The organism is Arthrobacter sp. MDT2-34-1, assembly GCF_059091365.1.
On sequence record NZ_JBNHGO010000001.1, the window covers coordinates 464,532 to 487,232 of the forward strand.

Sequence of the window (22,701 nt, forward strand, 5' to 3'; positions counted from 1 at the left end):
GCCCCGGTGTTAGACGCTGGTTACTCTGCAACCTTTTCGACGGGCTTGCTGACCAGCAGGCCCTCGTTGATTTCGCGCAGTGCGATGGACAGCGGCTTCTCGTTCAGCTTGGTGTCCACCAGCGGGCCTACATACTCGAACAGGCCTTCGTGCAGCTGCGAGTAGTAGGCGTTGATCTGGCGGGCACGCTTGGCACCGTAAATCACCAGCGCGTACTTCGAATCCGTTGCTTCCAGCAGGGAGTCGATCGGCGGGTTGATGATGCCTTCGAGGTTGGTCGACACAAAATCTCCAATGGGTTCCGGGACGTGTTCTTCGGGGCCCGCTCAGCGCGGGTGCGGAACAAGTCCCATCAATGAAACGAGCTCGTCTGCCGCCCGCTTGACATCGTCATTCACGACGGTGAAATCGAACTCGGGCTCGGCAGCAAGTTCCAGTTTAGCGGTTTCCAGCCGGCGCTGCTGTTCCTCGGGTGTTTCCGTGCCGCGCCCCACCAGCCGGCGGACCATTTCCTCCCAGCTGGGCGGGGCCAGAAACACGAACGTGGCATCGGGCATGGACTGCTTGACCTGCCGGGCGCCCTGGAGGTCGATCTCCAAGAGCACGGACTTTCCGTCTGCCATGGCCTCTTCCACGGTGCGCCGCAGCGTGCCGTAGCGGTTCCGGCCGTGCACCAGGGCCCATTCCAGCATGTCGCCGGCCGCCACCAGGCGGTCGAACTCTTCGGGGCCGACGAAAAAGTAGTGGACGCCGTCCTGCTCGCCGGGCCGCGGTTCCCGGGTGGTGGCGGATACGGAAAGCCAGACGTCGGGGTAGTTGTCGCGGATATAGGTGGAAACGGTGCCCTTGCCGACGGCGGTGGGGCCGGCGAGAACGGTCAGGCGGGGTTTGTCGGACATATCTTCCATCTGTTACTGGGATTCCAAGTGGTCTATCAGGGCTCGCCGCTGGTGGATGCCGAGCCCGCGCAGCCGGCGGCTGGGCGCGATGCGGACCGCCTCCATAATGGCGGCGGCGCGGACCGGTCCGATGCCCGGCAACGATTCGAGCAGGTCGGCCACGCGCAGCCGGCCGACCGATTCCATCGACCCGGCCGCCTCGATTACCTCGGCGACGGTCATGGCGCCGGATTTCACTTTGGCCTTGATTTCCGCGCGCTCGACCCGGGCGGCCGTCGCTTTCAGCCGGGCGGTGGTGCGTTCGCTCTCCGTCAGCGGTCGAAGACCCACAGCTCCTCCAGACAATCCGGCCCGTCGGACAAGATGCCGGGCGGGCATATTGGGCATGAATTGAACTTACCAGAACGGCACCACCGCGGCTGAGGCCGCTGCCCGGCGCAGGAGGTGTGGACCGGGCAGCCTCGTGCCGGCCCGCACGAGGGCCGGCTGCCCGGCCGGCTGCTCAACCCGAGAGGCCCGCCAGGCCGGCCAAGGTGCGGTCCGCGGCGGCGCGCAAGCCGGCGGTGTCCGGGCCCGCCCGGAGGATGTCCCGGCTGGAGGTGGCCAGGACGTTCCCGACGGCGGAGCCGAAGGCCGCCGCGATGTCCGCCCCGGTGGCACCCTGGGCGCCCAGCCCCGGGGCCAGCAGCGGCCCGTTGACCGCGGCGAGGTCCAGCCCGAGCCGTTCCATCACCTCGGCACGGACCGTGGCGCCAACCACCAGGCCCACGGAGCCCAGCTCGCCGACGCGCCCGGCCTCGGCGTTGTCCGCCGCGGCCGCGTCCGCGATCCGGGCGGCCACGGACTCGGCGCCGCCGACGTGCTGCACGCTGGCGCCCTCCGGGTTGGAGGTCAGCGCGAGCACGAACACCCCGCGGCCGGTTGCCGACGCCAGGTCCAGCGCCGGCCGCAGCGATTCGTACCCAAGGTAGGGGCTGAGCGTCACGGCGTCGGCCGCCAGCGCCGAGCCGTCCCGCAGCCACGCGTCCGCGTAGGCGGCCATGGTGGAGCCGATGTCGCCGCGCTTCGCGTCGGCGATGGTCAGGGCACCGGCCTGGGCCGCGGCCGCCAGCAGCTTCTCCAGCACCGCCAGGCCGGCCGAACCATGCCGTTCATACAGGGCCACCTGGGGCTTGAGGGCGGCAGCCTGCTCCCCCACCGCGTCCAACACGGTGAGGGAGAAGCGTTCCAGCCCTCCGGCGTCGTCGTTCAGTCCCCAGGCGGAGAGCAGCGACGGGTGCGGGTCGATCCCCACGCACAGCGGCCCGCGGGCCTCCATCGCCGTCCGCAGCCGCTGCCCGAAGGCGGCGCGCTGCGGCCGGGCGTGCGGCTCAGGCATGGAAGGCGGCCTTCAGGTTCTCCGCGTGCTCCTGCAGGCTGGTGACGTCCCACTCGTACTGGCGCATCGCTTCGATGGCCTGGATGGCGGCGCCGAACTCGGACACCGTGGTGATGATCGGCGTGCCCACCGACGTCGCCGCCGCGCGGATCTCGTAGCCGTCGCCGCGGGCCTGGCCGCCGGAGGGGGTGTTGAGGACGAGTCCGATCTGGCCTTCGGTGATCAGGTCGACGATGGTGCCCTCGCCGTCGTCGGACCGTCCCTCGGCGACCTTCCGCACCGTGGTGGACTGGATGCCGTTGCGGCGCAGCACCTCGGCCGTGCCGCCGGTGGAGAGGATCTCGAAGCCCAGGTCCACCAGCAGCTTCACCGGCATGATGATGGAGCGCTTGTCGCGGTTGGCCACCGAGACGAAGACCTTGCCAGACGTGGGCAGGGCGCTGCCGGCCGCGGCCTGACTCTTGGCGAACGCAGTGTCGAAGTACTTGTCGATGCCCATCACCTCGCCGGTGGAGCGCATTTCAGGGCCGAGCAGGGAGTCGACCACGGTGCCCTCCGGCGTGCGGAAGCGGCTGAACGGGAGCACCGCTTCCTTCACCGCCACCGGTGCCTCCAGCGGCAGCCGGGAACCGTCGCCGGTTTCGGGCAGCACCTTGTAGACGCTGCGCAGCATGTCGATGTCCACGCCGGTACCGATCAGCGCCGCGGCCTTGGCCAACTGCACGCCGGTGGCCTTGGACACGAACGGGACGGTGCGGGAAGCGCGCGGGTTGGCCTCGATCACATAGAGCACGTCGGCGGCCAGCGCGAACTGGATGTTGATCAGGCCGCGCACCCCCACGCCCTCGGCGATGGCGGCGGTGGCCCTGCGCACCCGATCCAGCACGTCGGCGCCCAGGGTGATCGGCGGCAGCACGCAGGCGGAGTCGCCGGAGTGGATCCCGGCCTCCTCGATGTGTTCCATGATGCCGCCGACGTAGAGGTCCTTGCCGTCGTAGAGGGCGTCGACGTCGATCTCGATGGCGTCTTCCAGGAAGCGGTCCACCAGCACCGGATGGTCCGGCGTGATCTCGGTGGCGTTGGCGATGTAGCGCGACAGGTTGGCCTCGTCGTAGACGATCTCCATGCCGCGCCCGCCCAGCACGTACGACGGGCGGACCAGCACGGGGTAACCGATCTCGTCGGCGATCTTCTTCGCCTCCTCGAAGGAAACGGCCGTGCCGTTCTTCGGGGCTACCAGCCCGGCCGAATCCAGCACCCGCTGGAAGGCGCCGCGGTGCTCGGCCAGGTCGATGGCCTCCGGCGAGGTGCCGAGGATCGGGATGCCGGCGTCGGCCAGCGCCTGCGCCAGCTTCAGCGGCGTCTGGCCGCCCAGCTGCACGAACACGCCGAGCACGCCGCCGGTGCGCTCCTCCGCCGCGATGACCTCCAGCACGTCCTCGAGCGTGAGCGGCTCGAAGTACAGGCGGTTGGAGATGTCGTAGTCGGTGGAGACGGTCTCCGGGTTGCAGTTGATCATGACCGTCTCGTGCCCGGCTTTGCGCAGCGCCATGGTGGCGTGGACGCAGGAGTAGTCGAACTCGATGCCCTGGCCGATCCGGTTGGGGCCGGAACCGAGGATGATCACCGACGGCTTCGCGTGCAGCTCGACCTCGTCCTCCTCGTCGTAGGACGAGTAGTGGTACGGGGTGTAGGCGGCGAATTCGGCGGCGCAGGTGTCCACCGTCTTGAACACCGGACGGATGCCCAGCGCGTGACGGACCCCGCGGACCACTGCCTCGCTGGTGTGGCTGAGCTTGCCGATCTGTTCATCGGAGAAGCCGTGCCGCTTGGCCAGCCGCAGGATGTCCTCGGTCAGTGCCGGCGCCCGGCGGATTTCGGTGGCCACTTCGTTGATCAGCTGCAGCTGGTCCAGGAACCACGGGTCGATCGACGTGGCTTCGAAGACCTGCTCGACGGTGGCACCGCCGAGCAGCGCCCGCTGCACCATCGAGAGCCGCTCGGTGGACCCGACCCTGGACTTGGCCAGCAGTTCGGGCACATCGTAGTCGTTGACCGGGTCGAACTCGAGCTGCGACCCCTTCTGCTCCAGCGATCGCAGCGCCTTCTGCAGCGCTTCGGTGAAGTTGCGGCCGATGGCCATCGCCTCGCCGACGGACTTCATGGTGGTGGTCAGCGTCGGGTCGGCGGCCGGGAATTTCTCGAACGCGAAACGCGGAACCTTGACGACGACGTAGTCCAGCGTCGGTTCGAAGGCGGCCGGGGTCTGCTGGGTGATGTCGTTGGGGATCTCGTCCAGCGTGTACCCGAGCGACAGCTTGGTGGCGATCTTGGCGATCGCGAAACCGGTGGCCTTGGAGGCCAGCGCGGAGGACCGGGAGACGCGCGGGTTCATCTCGATTACGACGACGCGGCCGGTGTCGGGTTCGATGGCGAACTGGATGTTGCAGCCGCCGGTGTCGACGCCGACTTCGCGGATCACCGCGATGGAGATGTCGCGCAGCTTCTGGAACTCGCGGTCGGTCAGCGTCATGGCGGGGGCGACCGTGATGGAGTCGCCGGTGTGCACGCCCACCGGATCGAAGTTCTCGATCGAGCAGACGACGACGACGTTGTCGTTCTTGTCGCGCATCATCTCGAGCTCGTATTCCTTCCAGCCCAGGATGCTCTCTTCGAGCAGCACCTCGCTGGTGGGGCTGTACTGGATGCCGGCCCCGGCGATCCGGCGCAGGTCATCCGCGTTGTAGGCCATCCCGGAGCCGAGGCCGCCCATGGTGAAGGACGGGCGCACCACCATCGGGTAGCCCAGTTCCTCGGCCGCGGCGAAGGCCTCGTCCATCGAGTGCACGATCACGGACTTGGCGGACTCGGCGCCGCAGCGCTCCACCACGCCCTTGAACTTCTCCCGGTCTTCGCCGAGTTCGATGGCGGCGATGTTGGCGCCGATCAGCTCCACGTTGTACTTGTCCAGCACACCGTTCTTGTCCAGCGCGATGGCGGTGTTCAGGGCGGTCTGGCCGCCCAGCGTGGGCAGCACGGCGTCCGGGCGCTCCTTGGCGATGATCTTTTCGACCACCTCCGGGGTGATCGGCTCCACGTAGGTGGCGTCGGCAAACTCGGGGTCCGTCATGATCGTGGCGGGATTGGAGTTGACCAGGATGACCCGCAGGCCCTCCTCCTTCAGCACCCGCAGCGCCTGCGTGCCGGAATAGTCGAACTCGGCCGCCTGTCCGATCACGATGGGACCGGAACCGATGACCAGGACGGACTTCAGATCTTCTCTCTTGGGCATTACTTGCTTTCCTTCATGGTCTCGGAAGCGGTCCCGGTCTGGTTACGGCGGGAGTTCATCAGGTCGGTGAAGCGGTCGAACAGGGGCGCCGCATCGTGCGGTCCGGCGGCCGCCTCCGGGTGGTACTGGACGGAGAAGGCGGGGATGTCCAGGCAGTTCAGGCCCTCGACGACGTCGTCGTTGAGGCAGACGTGGCTGACTTCGACCCGGCCGAAGCGCTCCTCCGGGGCCAGGGTGGGCCCGTCCAGCGGGGCGTCGACGGCGAAGCCGTGGTTCTGCGAGGTGATTTCGACCTTTCCGGTGCTCCGGTCCATGACCGGCACGTTGATGCCGCGGTGGCCGTAGCGCAGCTTGTAGGTGCCGAACCCCAGGGCGCGGCCCAGGATCTGGTTGCCGAAGCAGATGCCGAAGAACGGCAGGCCGGCGTCGAGCACCTTGCGCAGCAGCAGCACCTGGCGGTCGGCCGTGGCGGGGTCGCCGGGCCCGTTGGACATGAACATGCCGTCGGGCGCGACGGCCTGGATGTCCTCGAAGCTGGCAGTGGCGGGCAGCACGTGCACCCGGATCCCGCGCTCGGCGAACCGGACGGGGGTCATGGCCTTGATGCCCAGGTCGAGGGCGGCGACGGTGAACCGCGGCTCCCCGTCCCAGCCGTGGTCGGCCGGGTCTACGGTGTAGGCCTCGGTGACGCTGACCTCTTCGGCGAGCCGGGCGCCTTCCATCGCCGGCTGCGCGGTGACCTCGGCCAGCAGCTCCGCCGCGGGGCGGGCGGCCGCGTCGCCGGAGAAGATGCCGGCCTTCATGGCGCCGCGTTCGCGCAGGTGGCGGGTCAGGGCGCGGGTGTCCACTCCCTGGATGCCCACGATGCCCTGGTTGACCAGTTCGTCGTCCAAGCTGCGCTCGGAGCGCCAGTTGGAGGGACGGCGGGCCGGGTCGCGGACCACGTAGCCGGCTACCCAGATCTTGCGGGATTCCGCGTCGTCGTCGTTCACGCCGGTGTTGCCGATGTGGGGTGCGGTCTGCACCACCAGCTGGCGGGCGTAGGACGGATCGGTGATGGTCTCCTGGTAGCCGGTCATGCCGGTGGAAAAGACCGCCTCGCCCAGCGCGGTGCCCTGCGCGCCGTAGCTGCGGCCGCGGAAGGTCCGGCCGTCTTCGAGCACCAGCAGCGCCGGTGCGGAGAGGTAAGTTGTTTCTGCGCTCACGATAGGTCCTAGTCTTCCTGTACGGCGGGTAGGTATGTCTGCAGCTGCGCCAGCAGCGGGTGTTTGTCGGCGGCCTGCCGGGTGCGGAAGGCCGTGTCGACCTCGCGCTCCCCCAGCTTCCACGTGATCACGGCCAGGCCCTCGGACTCCACGAACTTGCCCACCATGCCGCTCTCGGTGCGGACGTCGGAGATGCTTTCGGCCGGAATGTAGAGGTCCGTGGAACCGGGCCGCTCGATCAGCACGCCATGCGGATAGGTCCGCAGGGCCGCCTTGGTCCGGATGCCGAGGCCGTGGACGGCGACGCGGTCCAGCCAGTCCCCCGCCGTCGTCGTGACCACGTACATGCCTTCGTAGTAGCCGGTCGGGTTGGCGGTGTCCGCCGGGACCTGCGGCAACGGCGCGATGTCCCGCTGCCGTTTGACCCGGTTGCGCCAGCCGACGCCCACCAGCACCATGAGCACGACGGCGACGGCGAGCATCACCAGGCCCGCTTGCATCTGGTTCATCTCAGGCCTCCCCTGCCGGGCGTGCCGGCGTGTTCAGGGCGCCGTCCAGCACCGTGGGGTGTCCGTTGAGGAACGTGGCAACCACGCGGCCGGGCAGCTCCCGGCCGGCGAACGGCGAGTTCCTGCCCTTGGTGGCCATGGCCGAGGGGTCCACCGTCCAACGGGCCGCCGGGTCCACCAGGGTGATGTTGGCGGCCGATCCTGCGGCCAGCGGCTGGCCCTGGCCGGGCAGCCGGCCGATCCGGGCCGGCATGGCGGAGGTGATTCGGGCGAAGTCGGCCCAGCCGATCAGGCCGGATTCGATCATGGTGTGCTGCACGACGGACAGTGCGGTTTCCAGCCCGGTCATGCCCATGGCTGCCTGCGCCCATTCGCACTCCTTCGCCTCGGAGGGGTGCGGTGCGTGGTCGGTGCCGATGACGTCGATGGTGCCGTCGGCCAGGCCGGCGCGCAGGGCCTGCACGTCTTCGTCCGTGCGCAGCGGCGGGTTGACCTTGTAGACCGGGTCGTAGCTGCGGACCAGTTCGTCGGTCAGCCACAGGTGGTGCGGCGTGACCTCGGCGGTGACCTTGATCCCGCGGGCCTTGGCCCAGCGGATGAGTTCCACCGATCCGGCCGTGGAGACGTGGCAGACGTGCAGGCGGGAGTCCACGTGCTGGGCCAGCAGCACGTCGCGGGCGATGATGCTCTCTTCCGCGACGGCCGGCCAACCGGTCATGCCCAGCACCGCCGAGACGGTTCCCTCGTTCATCTGCGCCCCGTCGGTCAGCCGGGGCTCCTGGGCGTGCTGGGCGATCACGCCGTCGAACGCCTTGACGTACTCCAGCGCGCGGCGCATCAGCACCGGGTCGGACACGCAGATCCCGTCGTCGGAAAAGACCCGGACCCGGGCCCGGGAGTCGGCCATCGCGCCGAGTTCGGCGAGCCGTTCGCCGGCCAGGCCCACGGTCACGGCGCCCACCGGGCGGACATCGGCCCAGCCGGCGGTCCGGCCCAGCGTGTATACCTGCTCGACCACGCCGGCGGTGTCGGCGACCGGCGTCGAGTTGGCCATCGCGTGCACGGCCGTGAAGCCGCCCAGGGCCGCGGCCCGGGTGCCGGTCTCCACCGTCTCCGCATCCTCGCGGCCCGGCTCGCGCAGGTGCGTGTGCAGGTCGACCATGCCCGGCAGCGCGATCAGCCCGTCGGCATCGATGTCGACGGCGCCGGCCGCGCTCAGGCCGGTGCCCGCCTCCGCGATTCTCCCGCCGCGGAGCAGCAGGTCGGCACGCTCGCCGCCGGTCAGCGAAGCCCCGCGGATCAGGTAGGTGGTTTCGCTGGACTCGGTCACTTGGCCTCCTGGGTGGCGGTGGGAGCGGGGGCGGCGGATTCGGTGCCGCCGGAGAGCAACAGGTAGAGCGCGGCCATCCGCACGGCAACACCGTTGCGTACCTGGTCCAGCACGGTGGACCGCGGCGAGTCGGCTGCCGCCGACGAAATTTCCAGCCCGCGGTTCATCGGGCCGGGGTGCATGATGATGGTGCCGGCGCGGCCGGAGGCGTCCAGCGCCGCCAGGCGGCGGTCGTCGAACCCCCAGCGGCGCGAATACTCCTGCGTGGACGGGAAGTAGGCGGCGTTCATCCGCTCCCCCTGCACGCGCAGCATCATGACGGCGTCGGTGCCCTCGGCCAGCGTGGCGTCCAGGTCGTAGCTGATCGTGCACGGCCACTGGCGGCTGCCCACAGGCAGCAGCGTCGGCGGGGCGACCATGGTGACCTCGGCGCCGAGCGTGCGCAGCAGCCACAGGTTGGAGCGTGCCACCCGGGAGTGCAGGATGTCCCCGACGATGGCCACCTTCATGCCGGCCAGGTCGCTCCCGGCCGAGGCGGTGCCCGTGAGCCTGGCCCAGGTGCGCCGCAGCGTGAAAGCGTCCAACAGCGCCTGGGTGGGGTGTTCGTGGGTGCCGTCGCCGGCGTTCACCACGGCGGCGTCGATCCAGCCCGACCCGGCCAGCCGCGCCGGTGCCCCGGAGGCCCAGTGCCGGATGACGACGGCGTCGGCGCCCATCGCCTCCAGGGTCTGGGCGGTGTCCTTGAGCGATTCGCCCTTGGAGACCGAGGATCCCTTGGCCGCGAAGTTGATGACGTCGGCGGAGAGCCGCTTGGCGGCGGCTTCGAAGGAAATGCGGGTGCGGGTGGAGTCCTCGAAGAAGAGGTTGACCACGGTGCGGCCGCGCAGCACGGGCAGTTTCTTGACCTCGCGCTGGGAGACCGCGGACATCTCCTCGGCAGTGTCGAGGATCTGCACCGCGTCCTGCTTGGCCAGGTCCGCGGTGGAGAGCAGGTGTTTCATGCGCTGACGTCCTCGATTACTACTTCGTCGGCCGCCGGTGCGCCGTTGTTGGTGTCGGTCTCGGCCAGCCGGACCCGGACCTTCTCCTTGGAGGAGGTGGGAAGGTTTTTGCCGACGTGGTCGGCGCGGATCGGCAGCTCGCGGTGCCCGCGGTCCACCAGCACGGCCAGCCGCACGATCCGTGGCCGGCCCAGATCCACCAGGGCGTCCAGGGCGGCGCGGATGGTGCGCCCGGAATAGAGCACGTCGTCGACCAGCACCACGACCTTGTCGTCGATGCCCTCGGCCGGCAGCTGGGTGGGCAGCGGCGAACGCGTGGGATGCCGGCGCAGGTCGTCGCGGAACATGGTCACGTCGAGCTGGCCGATGATCTTGTCGGCGGCAACCGAGGGGTCGGCGGCGGCGATCTTGGCGGCCAGCCGCCGGGCCAACGGATAACCGCGGCGCGGGATGCCCAGCAGGACCAGGTCCTGGGAGCCTTTGTTCGCCTCGAGGATCTCGTGGGCAATACGGGTCAATGCGCGGTTGATGTCCGCTTCGGCAAGTACAACGCGCGACGATGCCGGCTGCGCCGGGTGGTCCGTGTTCATCTGTTGCCGCCTCCTTCCCCGCCTCACTGGACGGAATTTAAAGGTTGCTTGCGCCCTCAAAATTACCATGCCCGCCTCCGCTCCTGCCGTTCGTGACGGCTGTGCGACGGCGATGCGCGGACGATGTGCGCAAGCTCACCTGCGCGGTGCGGAGGTGCCGGACGCGGCGACGGCGGGTGCCCGGAATGCGGGCACCCGCCGTCGCGCGTGGGGATGGTGGCTGCGGGCCGGGTCAGGCCAGGAGCGTGGGCTTGAGCTGCTGCAGCCGGCCCAGCAGCCCGTTGACGAAGGACGGCGACTCGTCGGTCGAGAGCGTTTTGGCCAGCTCGACGGCCTCGCTGACCGCGACGCCGTCGGGGACGTCGTCGTTGTAGAGCAGTTCCCAGGAGCCGACCCGCAGGATAATCCGGTCCACCGCGGGCATCCGTTCCAGCGTCCAGCCCTGGGCGTAGGTGGCCAGGAACTCGTCGATGGTCGGCTGCAGGGCGGCGACCCCCTCCACAATCTGGGCGGTGTAGGGGTTGATCACCTGGTCGGTGTTGCCGCGACCGGCCAGCGCATCGGCCGGGGACACGCCGCGCTGTTCGGCTTCAAAGAGGACGTCGACGGCCCTGCGGCGGGCTTTGCCGCGGGCAGAAGTGGGAGCACTCACTAGTCGTTGACTCGTCCCAGGTAGTCGCCGGTGCGGGTGTCGACCTTGACCTTGGTGCCGGTCTCCAGGAACAGCGGAACCTGGATCTGGTAGCCGGTCTCCACGGTGGCGGGCTTGGTGCCGCCGGTGGAACGGTCGCCCTGCAGGCCGGGCTCGGTGTACGTGATCTCCATGACCACGGAGGCGGGCAGCTCGATGTAGAGCGGGATGCCGTCGTGCATGGCGATGTTGACCTTGATGTTTTCCAGCAGGAAGTTCTCGTCGTCGCCGACCACCGGGCCGGGAACGGTGACCTGGTCGTAGTCCTGCACGTCCATGAAGACGAAGTCGTCGCCGTCCTTGTACAGGTAGGTGTAATCGCGGCGGTCAACCGTGGCGGTCTCGATCTTCAGGCCGGCGTTGAACGTCTTGTCCTGGATCTTGCCGCTGACGACATTCTTGATCTTGGTGCGCACGAACGCGCCGCCCTTGCCCGGCTTCACGTGCTGGAACTCAATGACGTTCCACAGCTGGCCGTCCAGCTTCAGCACGGTGCCGTTCTTGATGTCGTTGGTCGTGGCCACAGTTTCACTTTCGTCGATGATGGCGGGCCGCGGGCGGAAAGTCCGCCCGGCCCGGAGCGAAGTCCAGCAGACATTCTACCTGCTGGCGGGTTGCCGCCCGAAGACGGGCCCTGCGGACGGGCTGGCCGCGCCTTGGCCCGGAGCGGCCCTGGCGGCCGGCAACGCCAGCCGCTGCCGCGGACAGGGTGGGCGGTTGAGTCCCACGTTTGGCCCTAACTGCCCACGTCTTGGCAGCGTGAAGGGCCCTGACGTGCGGCGATGTATGGGCCGCCCAGCCAAACGTGGGAGCGGATCCAAGGCGCGCCGGACCCCTGCGCCACCTCCGGCGCCGGCGTCGGGGCTACTCGGCGATCTCCTGGTAGGCGGCGAACAGCAGCGAGGTGTCCGGCACCTCCAGGATCCCGGGCTTGGCGAGGCCGTCGAGCACCACGAACCGCAGCAGGTCGCCGCGGGCCTTCTTGTCGCGCTTCATCCCGTCCAGCAGCGCGGCCCAGCGGTCGCGGCGGTAGGTCACGGGCAGCCCGAGCGACGTCAGGATCGCCTGGTGCCGGTCGGCGGTGGCGTCGTCCAGCCGGCCCACCATCCGGGACAGCTCGGCGGCAAAGGCCAGGCCGATCGAAACGGCCGCGCCGTGGCGCATCTGGTAGCGCTCGGCCAGCTCGATCGCGTGGCCGAGGGTGTGCCCGTAATTCAGGAACTCCCGGCGGCCCGATTCGCGCAGGTCGGAAGAGACTATCCCGGCCTTGACCCGGATGGACCGCTCGATGATCTCACGCAGCTGCGGCGTGCCGGCGGTGCTGGCGGCCTTGGGGTCCGCTTCGATCACCTCCAGGATGGCCGGGTCGGCGATGAAGCCGCACTTGACGGCTTCGGCCAGGCCGGTGACCAGTTCGTTGGGCGGCAGCGTCTGCAGCGCGTCCAGGTCGGCCAGCACCGCGGCCGGCGGGTGGAACGCACCGACCAGGTTCTTGCCCTCGGCGGTGTTGATGCCGGTCTTGCCGCCCACCGCGGCGTCCACCATGCCCAGCAGGCTGGTGGGGATGTGCACCACCTTGACGCCGCGCAGCCAGGTGGCGGCCACGAAGCCGGCCACGTCGGTGACCGCGCCGCCGCCCACGGCCACGATGGCGTCCGAGCGGGTGAAGTCGTTCTGTCCCAGCACCTGCCAGCAGAACGAGGCCACCTGGATGTGCTTGCCCTCCTCGGCGTCCGGAATTTCGGCGGTCAGCGCCTCCAGCCCGTTGGCGGCCAGGTCCTCGCGCACCGCGTCGCCGGTGGCACGCAGCGCGCGCGGGTGGATCACCAGGACCTTGCGGACCCGCTCCCCCAGTACCTGCGGCAGGCGGCCCAGCAGCGCGTGGCCGACGACGACGTCGTACGCCTCCTGGGGCGTGTTCCCGGTGACCGGGATGGTGGTTGCCTCGGCGGTGTTGCTCACTGTTCGTGCCTTTCATCAAGCAGTTGTCTCAGTTCGGCCAGCAGTTGCTGCTGGGATTTGCCGCGGGTGTCCAGCACCAGGTCCGCCAGCCGCTCGTAGACCGGCCGGCGTTGTCCGAAGGTCTCGATCCAGCGGCCCACGGGGTCGCCGGCCAGCAGCGGCCGGCCGGTGTCCTTGATGATGCGCGGCCGCACGGTATCCACGTCGATGTCCAGGAAAACCACGGTGCAGTCGGCCAGCAGTTGCTGGGTGCCGGTGTCCAGGATGGCGCCGCCGCCCAGCGAGACCACGGCGGGCGGCCGGCCGGCGGCCAGCAGTGCGGCCACTTCGCGGGCCTCGAGCTCGCGGAAGGCGTGCTCGCCCATCGAGGCGAAGATCGCGGTGATCGGACCGTGGCGTTCGACGAGCCGCTTGTCGCTGTCGGCGAAGGCGAGGCCGTGCCGGCTGGCGAACTGGCTGCCCAGCGTCGACTTGCCGGACGCCATCGGGCCGATCAGGACCAGGTGGCGCCGCAGCTTGAGCGGCTGCCCGGCTGCCATTAGCGGCCGATCGAATCCAGCGACTCCGGGATCGCCGCCAGGTAGGACCGGAGGTTGCGTGCCGTCTCGCTCACGGAGTCGCCGCCGAACTTCTCGGTCACGGCCTCGGCGAGGACCAGGGCCACCATCGCTTCTGCGACGACGCCGGATGCCGGCACCGCGCAGACGTCCGAACGCTGGTGGTGGGCCTTGGCGGGCTCTCCGGTGGTGACGTCGATGGTGGACAGCGCGCGGGGCACCGTGGCGATCGGTTTCATGGCCGCCCGGACGCGCAGGGTCTCCCCAATGCTCATGCCGCCCTCGATGCCGCCGGCCCGGTTGCTGGCCCGCACGATGGTGCCGTCTTCGTCGCGGACGATCTCGTCATGGGCTTCCGATCCGCGGCGGGCGGCGGTGAGGAAGCCGTCGCCGACCTCCACGCCCTTGATGGCCTGGATTCCCATCAAGGCGGCGGCCAGGCGGGCGTCCAGCCGGCGGTCCCAGTGCACGTAGCTGCCCAGTCCCGGCGGCAGGCCGTAGGCCAGCACCTCGACCACGCCGCCCAGGGTTTCGCCGTCCTTGTGCGCCTGGTCCACTTCCAGCACCATGGCCTCGGACGTCTCGGCGTCGAAGCAGCGCAGCGGATCTTCGTCCAGGGCCAGGACATCGCCCGGCCCGGGAAGCGGGCAGCCTTCGGGCACGGAGACCCGGCCCACCGCGGTGGTGTGGCTGACCAGTCGGATGCCCAGCGCGGCGAGGAATTTCGCGGCCACGGTTCCCAGGGCCACGCGGGCCGCGGTCTCCCGGGCGCTGGCCCGTTCCAGCACGGGGCGGGCTTCGTCGAAGCCGTACTTCTGCATGCCCGTGAAGTCGGCATGGCCCGGCCGGGGCCGGGTGAGCGGGGCGTTGCGGGCCAGGTCCGCCAGGGCCGCCGGATCCACCGGGTCGGCGGACATGACGGTTTCCCACTTGGGCCATTCGGTGTTGGCCACCTCGATGGCCACCGGGCCGCCCTGGGTCAGGCCGTGGCGGACGCCGCCCACCAGGGTGACCTGGTCCTTTTCGAACTTCATCCGGGCGCCGCGGCCGTAGCCGAGACGCCGCCGGGCCAGGGCATCCTGGACCTCGGCCGCGGTCAGTTCGACGCCGGCAGGGACGCCTTCGATAATGCCTACCAGGGCCGGACCATGGGATTCACCGGCGGTTAACCAACGCAACATGGATTCAATACTGCCATGCATCGGCGGGCTGTTTAGCGCCGCGGTGCACCTACCGCGTCACACATCACATTTGTGACTTCGGCGGCGTCGGTGAAGCGATCACCGGCGAACAAGCGCACCTGCTCCACGGCCTGGTAGATGAGCATTTCCAAACCGTGGACCACCGAGCCGCCCTGACGCTGCCACACTGCTGCCAGGTCGCTGGGCCAGGGATCGTAGGCGACGTCGAGCAGCACTCGTCCCCTCCGGTCCGTTCCGGCCTCCGCCGCCAGCTCCGCGGCCAGGGAATCGGCGGCGCGCGGCGGCAGCGTGCAGACCACCGTCCCGGCCTGCCGCAGCGCGGCGGCCGCCTGGTCCCACCCGGCCACCCGCAGCGGCAGGCCGAGGCGGCGGGCGATGCCTTGCACGCCCCCGGCGTTGGCCGGATTCCGCAGGCACAGGGTCACCTCGGACGGTTTCAGGTCCCCCAGCGCGGCGGCGGCCGCGGCGGCGGTGCCGCCGCCGCCGAGGATCACCGCGGGCTCGCCCTCTGCGACGCCGCCGTGGCGCAGCGCGCCGACGATGCCGGCCACGTCGGTGTTGTGGCCGGAGAGCGTCACGCCTCCCCCGCCGTCGTACTCGGGAACCACAGTGTTGAGCACCCCCAGCACGTCCACCAGTTCGCTGACCCGGTCCATCTGGCCGACCATGGCGGCCTTCAGCGGCATGGTCACCGACAGCCCGGCCCAGTCCCGCTCCGCGCGCAGGTCCCGGACGAACTGCGGCACCCGGTCCGCCGTGAGATCGATAACCCGGTAGCTGCAGTCGAAGCCGATCAACTCATAGGCCGCGCGGTGCAGGGCCGGCGACCGGGAGTGGTCGATCGGATGGCCGAGCACCGCCGCCTGGTACTGCCGGGAAGCGGGCGGCGTGCCGGCCGGCACGCCGTCCGCGGGACGGGCGGTCAACTGCACCGGCCCTCTTCCTGCTCGCTGCACCACTGCTGGTATTCCTTGGTGTACGCGTTGTGCTCCGCCAGTGTCTCGGCGAACTTGGTCTCGCCGGTGTCCAGGTTGACCGTCACCCAGTAGTAGTAGGGGACGTCGGCCGGGTTGGCGGCCGCGTCAATGGCAGGCCCGCCGGGTGAGTTGATCGGCCCGGCCGGCAGTCCGGTGTGCGCGTACGTGTTGTACGGATTGGACTTGTCGGCCTTCTCCTCGGGCGTGATGTCGTAGCCCTTCCGGCCCAGCCCGTAGGTGACCGTGGCGTCGGACTGGATCAGGCCGTTCGTTTCGGTGTTGTCGGGCTTGAGCCGGTTCTGGATGGCCCCGGCGACCTTGGCGTAGTCGGCCTCGCCGGCCTCGGCTTCGATGATGCTCGCGATGGTCAGCACCCGGAACTGTTCCTGCGGATCGGTGATGCCGTCCGCGGTCAGCCGCTCCTTGGTGTTGGCGACCAGTTCGGAGATGATGTCCTCCGCGGTGGCGTCCAGCGGCCAGCGGTATTCTCCGGGGAACAGGTACCCTTCCAGGTTCCGTGCGTCCTTGGGCAAATCGAACTGCTGCGGATTCTTGGCCAGCTCCGCGAACTCGGAGGCCGGGATCTTCGTGCCCTTGCTCAGGGCGTCGAACACCTCGTTCTGCCGCCACGTGCGGTTGATGGCAACGTAGGAAACCTTCTCCCCCACGTCCGCGAGCAGGATGGCGGCCGCGTCGGCGGCGGGCAGCTTGTACTGCATCTCGTAATCGCCGGGCTGGACCTCCCGGCCGTTGGCCTGGCTGGCCAGCTCGCCGAGGAATATTTCGCTGTTGGAGACGATGTCCTGCTCCACGAGGGAACTGGCGATGGCCAGCGGGCCGGCGCCTTGTTCCACGGTGAAGGTCACCTGCCCCTCCCCGGGGCCGGCGTAGTCTTCGGGGCCGCCGCCCATGCCGAGCAGGTTCTGCAGGAACAGCACGACGCCGACCAGGCCGGCGGCGAAGACCCCGAACACCACCAGCATGATCGTGTTGCGCCGGCGGCGGGCCCGCTGCTTGCTGCGGGGCGGGCCCTTGCGGCCGGGCGCCGGCTCGTCCTCGAAAAAGTCCAGCCGGCCGTCGTGGTAGACCTGTCCGTCGTCCTGGTACACGACGGCGTCGTCGGCCACGTCCCAGTTTTGCTCCGCTTCGCCTTCCTCGGCGGGAACCTGCTGCTGGACGACGGTGGCCGGCTCCGGTTCATGCCAGGCGGCGGACCGTTCGTCCTCGAGGATGGGTTCCGGCTCGTCCCAGCCGGCCGCAACCGGTGCGTCCCCGACGCCGGGTTCCGGCTCGTACCGAGCCGCGGCGACGGGGGCCGCGGGCGCGGCGGGGTGGGCGGGCGGAGGAGGCCATGCCTCGTCCGCGGGCGCTTCCTCCCATTCGGGTACGGCGTCGTCGTCCCAATACGGCGGGACGGTGTCGTCGAAGCGCGGGTCAGCGGCCTGGCGGCCGCGTGCGGCGCGCCGGGACGGCAGGTTGTTCCAGTCGTCGGGGTGCTTGCTCATGTCCCGGGGTCCCCGCTTCGGTCATGTCCGTGCGAAATCGTCGGCTCCTCATGGCTGGCAGCCGGCACATGGCTGCCGGCGGGCGGTGCGACAGGTGTCCCCACGTCCTGCCCTTGGGCCCGTTGCATGTCAATAGCCTGCTGCAGTATACCCACTGCGGCTACCTGATCAACTACTTTACGATGTTGACGTGTATCCATACCAGCCTCCCGCAGTCCGCGGTGCGCCGCCACGGTCGTCAGGCGCTCGTCGATCAGGTTGACCCGGGCGGCTGACCCCGCCCCGGCCAGCGCTGCGGCCAGCTTCCGGGCGTAGTCGCGGGCCATGTCCGTGGACGCCGAGTCGCCGCCGGAGAGGGTGCGCGGCAGCCCAACGAACACCTGCACGGCGTCCCGCTCGGCGGCCTCCCGCACCAGGACCCTGACGTCGCTGTCTTTCTTGGCGTCGCGCTTCAGGGTGCGCACCGGGGTGGCCAGGATCCCGTCCGGATCGCAGCTGGCCACGCCCACGCGCACCGCGCCGACGTCGACACCAAGCTTGGTGCCGTGCGGATAATCGGGAACAGACACCGGATGCCCTAGCGGTTGGCGACCGCGGCCGTCACGGCGGCCAGTGCCTCGTCGATCTTGGTGGCATCGGACCCGCCGCCCTGCGCGACGTCGTCCTTGCCGCCGCCTCCGCCGCCCAGTACTCCGGCGGCGGTCTTGACCAGGGCGCCGGCCTTGACACCGGCGGCACGGGCGGCTTCGTTGGTGGCCACCAGGATCAGGGGTCGGCCGTTGGCCACCCCCGTCATCGCCACGGTGACCGGGTCGGAGCCCAGCCGCGTCCGCAGGTCCAGGGCCAGGCTGCGCAGGTCGTCCGCGCCGCTGAGTTCGCCGGCATGGTGCGCCAGCAGCCGGACCCCCGCCACGTCCTGGGTCTGGGCCACCAGCGAGGCGGCCGAGGCGGCGAGCTGTTCCTTGCGGAGCTTGTCCAACTCCTTCTCCACGGACTTGAGCTTGGCCAGGGTGGCGGAAATCCGCTCCGGCAGCTGCGCCCCCGGCACCTTCAGCATTTCGGAGAGTTCGTTCACCAGGGCGCGCTCGGCGGCCATGTGGCGGAAGGCCTCCATGCCCACGAACGCCTCCACGCGCCGGTTGCCCGAACCCACCGATGCCTCGCCCAGCAGGGTCAGCGAACCGATCTGCGAGGTGGCCTCCACATGGGTGCCGCCGCAAAGTTCGCGGGACCACGCGCCGTCGATCTCCACCACGCGCACGGTGTCCCCGTAGGCCTCGCCGAACAGCGCCATGGCGCCCAGCTCGCGGGCCTGGGCCAGCGGCATGACGCGGGTCTGGACCTCGAAGTTGTTGCGGATGGCCAGGTTCGAGACCTCTTCGACCTCCGACTTGGCGGCGTCGGAGAGGCCCTCGCCCCAGGAGAAGTCGAAGCGAAGGTAGCCGGCCTTGTTGAAGGAACCGCGCTGCAGCGCCTCCGGGCCCAGGATCTGGTGCAGGGCCGCATGGATGATGTGCGTGCCGGTGTGCGCCTGCTCGCCGGCCTGGCGGCGCTGGGCGTCGACGGCGGCCTGCACCGTGGCGCCGGAGGGCAGTTCGCCCTCGCGCACCACGGCCTTGTGCACGCTCAGGCCCTTGACGGGCTTCTGCACGTCGAGCACCTCGACCACGAACCCGTCGCCGGTGATCAGCCCGACGTCCGCGGCCTGCCCGCCGGCCTCGGCGTAGAACGGGGTGGCGTCGAGCACCAGTTCGATTTCCTCGCCCTGGCCGGCGAAGCCGCGCACTTCGCCGCCGCGGACGATGCCTCGCACCGTGGATTCGGTGGTGAGTTCGTCGTAGCCGGTGAAGACGGTCTCGCCATCGGCGAGCATCTCGCGGAAGACGGTCACGTCGGCGTGGCCCAGCTTCTTGCCGCGGGCGTCGGCCTGGGCGCGCTCGCGCTGTTCGGCCATCAGCGTGCGGAATCCGGCCTCGTCCACCTGCAGGCCGGCTTCCTCGGCCATCTCGAGGGTCAGGTCGATCGGGAAGCCGTAGGTGTCGTGCAGGGTGAAGGCGTCCTCGCCGGAGATCGGCTTGGCGGCGGCCTTGGATTCCTTCACGGCCTCTTCGAGCCGCGCGGTGCCGGAGGCAATGGTGCGCAGGAACGCCTTCTCCTCGGCGTAGGCAATCCGGCTGATGCGCTCGAAGTCCTCGGCCACTTCCGGGTAGGTGCCCTTCATCGCATCCCGGGAGACCGGCAGCAGGTCCGGCAGGCAGGCGCGTTCCACACCGAGCAGGCGCATGGCGCGCACCGCGCGGCGGATCAGCCGGCGCAGCACGTAGCCGCGGCCTTCGTTGGAGGGGGTCACGCCGTCGGAGATCAGCATCAGGGCGGAGCGGATGTGGTCGGCCACCACGCGCATTCGCACGTCGTCGCCGTGGTGCGGATCGTCGTCGGACTCGGCGCTGGTGTACTCCTTGCCGGAGATCTCCGCGGCCTTGTCCAGCACGGGGCGGACCTGGTCCGTCTCGTACATGTTCTCCACGCCCTGCAGGATCATCGCGAGGCGTTCCATGCCAAGGCCGGTGTCGATGTTCTTCTGCGGCAATTCGCCCAGGATTTCGAAGTCTTCCTTGCCGATGCCGGCGCCGCGCTGGTACTGCATGAAGACCAGGTTCCAGATTTCGATGTAGCGGGTCTCGTCGGCGATCGGACCGCCCTCGATCCCGTACTCCGGGCCGCGGTCGTAGAAGATTTCCGAGCAGGGGCCAGCCGGGCCGGGCTGGCCGGTGGACCAGTAGTTGTCCTTCTTGCCGGACTTCTGGATCCGCTCGGCCGGAACGCCCACCTGGTCGCGCCAGATGGCCAGTGCTTCCTCGTCCTCTTCGTACACAGTGATCCAGAGCTTCTCCGGCGGCAGGCCGTAACCGCCCTGCTCCACCGGGCTGGTCAGCAGTTCCCAGGCCATCGCGATGGCCTGTTCCTTGAAGTAGTCGCCGAAGGAGAAGTTGCCGCACATCTGGAAGAACGTGCCGTGCCGGACGGTCTTGCCGACCTCTTCGATGTCCGCGGTGCGGATGCATTTCTGCACGCTGGTGGCGCGCGGGTACGGCGGCGTCTCGCGGGCGGTCAGGTACGGGATGAACGGCACCATGCCGGCCACGGTGAACAGCAGCGAGGGATCCGGCGACACGAGGGACGCGGAGGGGACCACGGAATGGCCCTTCTTCTCGAAGAAGTCGAGCCAGCGGCGGACAATCTCATGGGATTTCATGGTGCCTGTGTCTTACCTTCCGGGGTGCAATACGGTTGTGGGCGCCGGGCTGCGGCTTCGGTGACCGTAAAAAAACTTATCGCTTGCGGACGTCGTCGGCGGAATCGATGCCCAGGGCCAGGCGCAGGTCGGTTTCACGTTCCTGCATGCCGTCGCGGACCGCGTCGGCGAAGGTGGCCACGGAATCGGCCACCTGCGCCAGGGCGCGGTTCAGTCCCGCCGGGCCCAAGGCGTCACGCGTTTGGGACACCTTGCGTACCGCGAGCACGCCGATCGCCACGCCGGCGGCCATCCAGATCATTCGCTTCATGTCGGTTCCTCTTTCCGGTCAGCGGCCGCGGCGGCGCTTGCCCTCGGGCGCGCCCTTGCCGGCGGAATTGAAGGCGCTGCGCACGCCGTAGGAGAAGGCGGCCACCTTGATCAGGGGCGAGCCCAGGGTCGCGGAGACCAGCGAGGTCAGGGCCGACAGGTTGGCGGAGGCGTCCGAGACGTGGTTGGAGATCCCGTCGACCTTCCTGAGCTGTTCGTTGGTGGTGCTCACCGTGGTGGTGACTTCGCCGATCAGCGGCGTAGTGCCGTCGCTGATGTCCCGGATTGCCTGGCGCAGTTCGTCAAACACCTTGCCGAGCTTCCAGACCGGTATGGCCAGCAGGGCCACCAGCACCGCGAACACGCCCGCGGCGATCAGACCGGCGATATCTCCACCTGACATGGGCTCAAACGCTCCTATTTGTTGGTTCTTGGCGTACTCCGGTTCCGCGCGCGGCATGGGCGGGCCATCGGCTGCGGGTTCCGGCTAACGACGGCGGGGCGCACCTGGACGCAGGCACCGTACCGCCACTGACAACACCTTACCTACTGAACAGCCCGCGGCGATGCCGCGGGCTGTTCTGCGCCGACCCCGCGCACGGGGACGGCATCTCGCAGGTGCTGTCCCGGGGTTTCACGCCCGGGACAACGGGCCTAGCGAGCGTAGTATTCGACCACCAGCTGCTCTTCGCAGGTCACGGGGACCTCGGAGCGCTTGGGGCGGCGGACCAGGCGGGCCTGCAGCTTCTCCAAAGCGACATCCAGGTACGCCGGAACGTTGGGGAGCACGTCGCGGTGAGCGCCGGCAGCTGCCACCTGGAACGGGGGCATCTTCTCGGAGCGCTCGTGGACGTGGATCAGCTGGCCTTCGGAAACGCGGAAGGACGGGCGGTCCACGCGCTTGCCGTCAACCATGATGTGGCGGTGCACCACCAGCTGGCGGGCCTGGGCAATCGTGCGGGCAAAGCCGGCACGCAGCACCAGGGCGTCAAGACGCATTTCCAGCAGCTCGATCAGGTTTTCACCGGTCAGGCCGGCGGTGTTGCGGGCTTCCTCGAAGACACGGGTCATCTGTGCTTCGCGGATGCCGTACTGGGCACGCAGACGCTGCTTCTCGCGCAGACGTACGGCGTAGTCACTGTCCTGCTTGCGGCGGGCGCGTCCGTGCTGGCCGGGGCCGTACGGGCGACGCTCCATGTACTTCTCAGCCTTGGGCGTCAGGGCAATGCCAAGGGCACGCGAAATGCGGACCTTGCGGCGGGCTCGTGTGTTGTTAGCCACGATGTCCTTCCAGTTATGTGCGGTGCAATGGTTTGCTGGCCTCCATGTATCGGAGAGCGTTGGTCAACCGCTACCTTCAGCTACAGTCCGTTCGCGGCACGCGTCTGGCCCCACCTCTGATGTGATCCGGGGTTTGACGGCGCGTGAAGAACGGCTTGCCAGTCAGCCAACCATTCTAGCAGCAGCTCGGGTTGCTGCCGCACGCGTCCGGGTGCCGGCTTCCGGCCGCCGCCATTCGTGTGCAGCGGCGGCTTTTGCCTAGGCTGGGTCCATGCGAGCCATTTTGCAGCGCGCCAGCCGCGCCAGCGTCAGTGTCGACGGCGCCGTGGTGGGCGCCCTGCCCGGTCCCGGGCTGGTGGTGCTGGTCGGCGCCACCCACACCGACACCCCTGACGACGCCGTGGCGCTGGCGCAGAAGACCTGGCAGCTGCGGATCCTCGACGGCGAGCAGTCGTGTGCCACTGCCGGCGCCCCGCTGCTGGTGGTCAGCCAGTTCACCCTGTACGCCGATACCCGTCGCGGCCGGCGGCCGTCCTGGTCGGCGGCCGCCCCGGCGGCGGTCGGCGAACCCTTGGTGGAGGACTTCGTGGCGGCGCTGCGGGTGCTCGGCGCGCAGGTCGAAACCGGCGTGTTCGGCGCGATGATGGAGCTGGAGCTGGTGAATTCGGGCCCGTTCACCGTCAGCCTGGACACGGAGGACTTCGGCAAGCCGCGCCGCGATTAGCGTGTGCCGCGCCGGGCAGCGCCGTCGTTGGAG

General features: G+C 69.4%; 23 protein-coding genes. 1 reads left to right on the forward strand and 22 read right to left on the reverse strand.

Annotated features, from left to right (window positions below; all coding sequences use genetic code 11):
* Positions 1 to 20: 20 nt before the first annotated feature.
* From rpoZ to rpsD, 22 genes are all read right to left on the reverse strand, one after another.
* Positions 21 to 284, reverse strand: a complete 264-nt coding sequence (rpoZ, locus tag AC5RVV_RS02155; RefSeq protein ID WP_493999794.1) for a DNA-directed RNA polymerase subunit omega — start codon at positions 282 to 284, stop codon at positions 21 to 23.
* A gap of 42 nt (positions 285 to 326) precedes the next feature.
* Positions 327 to 899, reverse strand: a complete 573-nt coding sequence (gmk, locus tag AC5RVV_RS02160) for a guanylate kinase (RefSeq protein WP_493999795.1) — start codon at positions 897 to 899, stop codon at positions 327 to 329.
* 12 nt (positions 900 to 911) lie between these two features.
* Positions 912 to 1,229, reverse strand: coding sequence for an integration host factor, actinobacterial type (gene mihF, locus AC5RVV_RS02165; RefSeq protein WP_493999796.1), 318 nt, complete (start codon positions 1,227 to 1,229; stop codon positions 912 to 914).
* Positions 1,230 to 1,401: 172 nt separating this feature from the next.
* Positions 1,402 to 2,277, reverse strand: a complete 876-nt coding sequence (gene pyrF, locus AC5RVV_RS02170) for an orotidine-5'-phosphate decarboxylase (protein ID WP_493999797.1) — start codon at positions 2,275 to 2,277, stop codon at positions 1,402 to 1,404.
* The gene (carB, locus tag AC5RVV_RS02175; RefSeq protein ID WP_493999798.1) at positions 2,270 to 5,569 is read right to left on the reverse strand and encodes a carbamoyl-phosphate synthase large subunit; all 3,300 of its coding nucleotides are present in this window, start codon (positions 5,567 to 5,569) and stop codon (positions 2,270 to 2,272) included. The genes pyrF and carB overlap by 8 nt, the downstream gene beginning before the upstream one ends.
* Positions 5,569 to 6,774: a glutamine-hydrolyzing carbamoyl-phosphate synthase small subunit gene (gene carA / locus AC5RVV_RS02180; RefSeq protein ID WP_493999799.1), complete on the reverse strand. Its 1,206-nt coding sequence runs from the start codon at positions 6,772 to 6,774 to the stop codon at positions 5,569 to 5,571. The genes carB and carA overlap by 1 nt, the downstream gene beginning before the upstream one ends.
* Before the next feature lie 8 nt (positions 6,775 to 6,782).
* Complete coding sequence (locus AC5RVV_RS02185; RefSeq protein WP_493999800.1) at positions 6,783 to 7,283, reverse strand: PH-like domain-containing protein; 501 nt, start codon at positions 7,281 to 7,283, stop codon at positions 6,783 to 6,785.
* 1 nt (position 7,284) lies between these two features.
* On the reverse strand, positions 7,285 to 8,613 hold the full coding sequence (locus AC5RVV_RS02190; RefSeq protein ID WP_493999801.1) for a dihydroorotase: 1,329 nt from the start codon (positions 8,611 to 8,613) through the stop codon (positions 7,285 to 7,287).
* Entirely contained in the window at positions 8,610 to 9,614 is a 1,005-nt protein-coding gene (locus AC5RVV_RS02195; protein WP_493999802.1) for an aspartate carbamoyltransferase catalytic subunit, read from the reverse strand. The genes AC5RVV_RS02190 and AC5RVV_RS02195 overlap by 4 nt, the downstream gene beginning before the upstream one ends.
* Complete coding sequence (pyrR, locus tag AC5RVV_RS02200) at positions 9,611 to 10,204, reverse strand: bifunctional pyr operon transcriptional regulator/uracil phosphoribosyltransferase PyrR (protein ID WP_493999803.1); 594 nt, start codon at positions 10,202 to 10,204, stop codon at positions 9,611 to 9,613. Before pyrR ends, AC5RVV_RS02195 begins: the two co-directional genes overlap by 4 nt.
* Positions 10,205 to 10,436: 232 nt before the next feature.
* Complete coding sequence (gene nusB / locus AC5RVV_RS02205; protein ID WP_493999804.1) at positions 10,437 to 10,856, reverse strand: transcription antitermination factor NusB; 420 nt, start codon at positions 10,854 to 10,856, stop codon at positions 10,437 to 10,439.
* Positions 10,856 to 11,419: an elongation factor P gene (efp, locus tag AC5RVV_RS02210; protein WP_493977527.1), complete on the reverse strand. Its 564-nt coding sequence runs from the start codon at positions 11,417 to 11,419 to the stop codon at positions 10,856 to 10,858. Before efp ends, nusB begins: the two co-directional genes overlap by 1 nt.
* A 340-nt stretch (positions 11,420 to 11,759) precedes the next feature.
* Positions 11,760 to 12,857 carry a 3-dehydroquinate synthase gene (gene aroB / locus AC5RVV_RS02215; RefSeq protein ID WP_493999805.1) on the reverse strand — a complete coding sequence of 366 codons (1,098 nt, stop codon included), beginning with the start codon at positions 12,855 to 12,857 and terminating at the stop codon, positions 11,760 to 11,762.
* On the reverse strand, positions 12,854 to 13,396 hold the full coding sequence (locus AC5RVV_RS02220; protein WP_493999806.1) for a shikimate kinase: 543 nt from the start codon (positions 13,394 to 13,396) through the stop codon (positions 12,854 to 12,856). The genes aroB and AC5RVV_RS02220 overlap by 4 nt, the downstream gene beginning before the upstream one ends.
* Positions 13,396 to 14,595 (reverse strand): chorismate synthase, encoded by a 1,200-nt coding sequence (aroC, locus tag AC5RVV_RS02225; RefSeq protein ID WP_493999807.1) that lies wholly within the window; start codon positions 14,593 to 14,595, stop codon positions 13,396 to 13,398. Before aroC ends, AC5RVV_RS02220 begins: the two co-directional genes overlap by 1 nt.
* 32 nt (positions 14,596 to 14,627) lie before the next feature.
* On the reverse strand, positions 14,628 to 15,542 hold the full coding sequence (locus AC5RVV_RS02230) for a shikimate dehydrogenase (RefSeq protein ID WP_494001259.1): 915 nt from the start codon (positions 15,540 to 15,542) through the stop codon (positions 14,628 to 14,630).
* Positions 15,539 to 17,098 carry an endolytic transglycosylase MltG gene (mltG, locus tag AC5RVV_RS02235; RefSeq protein ID WP_493999808.1) on the reverse strand — a complete coding sequence of 520 codons (1,560 nt, stop codon included), beginning with the start codon at positions 17,096 to 17,098 and terminating at the stop codon, positions 15,539 to 15,541. The genes AC5RVV_RS02230 and mltG overlap by 4 nt, the downstream gene beginning before the upstream one ends.
* Positions 17,095 to 17,667 carry a Holliday junction resolvase RuvX gene (gene ruvX, locus AC5RVV_RS02240; protein WP_493999809.1) on the reverse strand — a complete coding sequence of 191 codons (573 nt, stop codon included), beginning with the start codon at positions 17,665 to 17,667 and terminating at the stop codon, positions 17,095 to 17,097. The genes mltG and ruvX overlap by 4 nt, the downstream gene beginning before the upstream one ends.
* Before the next feature lie 8 nt (positions 17,668 to 17,675).
* Complete coding sequence (gene alaS / locus AC5RVV_RS02245) at positions 17,676 to 20,354, reverse strand: alanine--tRNA ligase (RefSeq protein WP_493999810.1); 2,679 nt, start codon at positions 20,352 to 20,354, stop codon at positions 17,676 to 17,678.
* A 76-nt stretch (positions 20,355 to 20,430) separates the two neighbouring features.
* Positions 20,431 to 20,664, reverse strand: coding sequence for a DUF6167 family protein (locus AC5RVV_RS02250; protein ID WP_493999811.1), 234 nt, complete (start codon positions 20,662 to 20,664; stop codon positions 20,431 to 20,433).
* 18 nt (positions 20,665 to 20,682) lie between these two features.
* Entirely contained in the window at positions 20,683 to 21,066 is a 384-nt protein-coding gene (locus AC5RVV_RS02255) for a DUF948 domain-containing protein (RefSeq protein WP_493999812.1), read from the reverse strand.
* Between the two features lie 251 nt (positions 21,067 to 21,317).
* Entirely contained in the window at positions 21,318 to 21,944 is a 627-nt protein-coding gene (rpsD, locus tag AC5RVV_RS02260; protein WP_493967703.1) for a 30S ribosomal protein S4, read from the reverse strand.
* A gap of 271 nt (positions 21,945 to 22,215) precedes the next feature.
* On the opposite strand from rpsD, the gene dtd reads away from it, so the two are divergent.
* Entirely contained in the window at positions 22,216 to 22,668 is a 453-nt protein-coding gene (gene dtd / locus AC5RVV_RS02265) for a D-aminoacyl-tRNA deacylase (protein ID WP_493999813.1), read from the forward strand.
* The last annotated feature ends 33 nt before the right edge of the window (positions 22,669 to 22,701 follow it).